The organism is Candidatus Manganitrophaceae bacterium (genome assembly GCA_012960925.1).
Taxonomy (GTDB): Bacteria; Nitrospirota; Nitrospiria; order SBBL01; family JAADHI01; genus DUAG01.
The window spans coordinates 1-1,795 of the sequence record DUAG01000067.1 but is presented as its reverse complement, the minus strand read 5'-3'; the positions used below and the strand labels follow the sequence as shown (position 1 = coordinate 1,795).

Here is a 1,795-nt window from a genome sequence, read left to right as displayed (position 1 = left end):
GTGCGCCAAGGGTCACCCAGGTCAGCGCTAGACCAGGCTTTAAGCCCGCCGGATGAAGGATTACGGACAACTACAACCCGCATACCTTCCCAGGAAAGCCAGCCAATTACGTTGTCCGGTAGGGGTCTTGAAGAAGTAAGCACGAGTTAGGAAACCTATTACCAGAAAGGTGCGGGCGGCAGGTGTGCTGCAAAAGGGGTGGCCGAGATTGTTAGATACAAATTGTGTCCCTCGGGGGTGGTTTCCGGAATATGAGCTAGTGCTAGAATCCGCTTGGATTTGGCGGATTTTTACTCCTTGAAAATTCTCTGAAAGTGCACCGTTAGCTGAAGTGGAATCCTTAGGGAAAAAAACCCTTATAAATCAATCATGCCGGGGTGGCGAAGTGGAACACCCATTTCTAACCAGAAAACCGGCAATTCTAGAGTACAATCAGTCCTTTCCTCGGCTCAAGAGGACACGGAGAGGACACGGAATTGAAGATTACTCAGGGTTATATCCGCAAGCTCAAGCCCAGAACAGGATCCCGTTATCACATCACCAAGGACAACCTGGAGGCTAGAGTTGAGCCATCAGGTAGAGTCCTTCTGTCATATAAATATGTTGTCGGTTCCCAGAAGAAGCGACTCAAGATAGCGCAGCTTCCCAACAACAGCGTCACCCGGGATCAAGCGTTAGAACTGGACAACCTCTTTCAAGAACTTGTTTACCGCCACCACAAGCACGGTGACTTCATTGGTGTTGCTGTCAAGGGAGTGACTCGGCGAGAAGAGGCTAAGAAGTCCAAGGTGACTTTGGCTGACGCCAGTGAAGAGTATCTTGAAGAATTCCTTAGAACCAAGAAGACCGGCTCACAGGAAATCATATACCACAGATACATCCTCACCTACCTGAAAGATCACGACCCTCGCGAAATCACCGGGCCTGAACTCCAAGCTGTGATTAATCACGCAGGGAAAGGTAATAACCCTAAATTCAAATACCGGACAACAGCACATCATGTCGGTAAATCCATAACTCGCTTCTGGCGTTGGATGAAACAGAACGGTTATGTGGATTCGATTGAAGTATCTCGGGACTTGAAACGTCCTGGAATGCGAAAGAGTCACCGGTACTACAGCGATAAAGAGTTGGTCGAATATCTCAAGGACGCTCCTCTAGCCATTCAGGCAATCGCCTACTGCCCAATGCGGGCATCAGAGATGTTGCGGCTTAATTGGGATGAGTTCGAGGGGAGTCGTGAGGACGGTGGCTGGCATAACATGCTTGTTAAGAGTGAGGAAGATGAGGATCATGTGGTGAGGTTCTGGTTGACCCCTGAATTTATGCGTTATGTTTCACCGAATGACGGTTACTTCTTCAGGGGACGCTGGGGTAAGGATCAGTTAAAACAGAACTCACTGTCTGAGATGTTTAGGAACCGTAGGAAGAAGTTAGAGATCGGTCAGGACAGGGATGGAGTTCACATCTTCCGCAAGAATCTAAGTACCTGGGCGCAGTCGCAAGGGTATCCCGACAGGCATTGGCGAATGTGCCTGGGGCATTCGATACCAGGGCTGACGGGTATCTATGGGCTACATCAGTACGAGGAGGAGAAGAGAGAGTTGTGGAGGAGTTGGGCAGTGCATTTGGATCAGTTGCGGGGGATTTAGTCCTCTAGACCGTAGGCTTCCTTAAGCGCCCAGTAGACGCAATGCCCCCGAGGCTCATGCCATTTTTCAGGGTGATCCTCTAGCCACTTGCCAACAACGTAAAAGACCTGATTATTTGTTACACCTGTTTCGCTGGGAAGGCT

The 1,795-nt window shown here is 49.7% G+C and carries 1 protein-coding gene; it reads left to right on the top strand.

Annotated features, from left to right (window positions below; genetic code table 11):
- Positions 1 to 476: 476 nt before the first annotated feature.
- On the top strand, positions 477 to 1,652 hold the full coding sequence (locus tag EYQ01_10050; GenBank protein ID HIE66125.1) for a hypothetical protein: 1,176 nt from the start codon (positions 477 to 479) through the stop codon (positions 1,650 to 1,652).
- Positions 1,653 to 1,795: the final 143 nt, after the last annotated feature.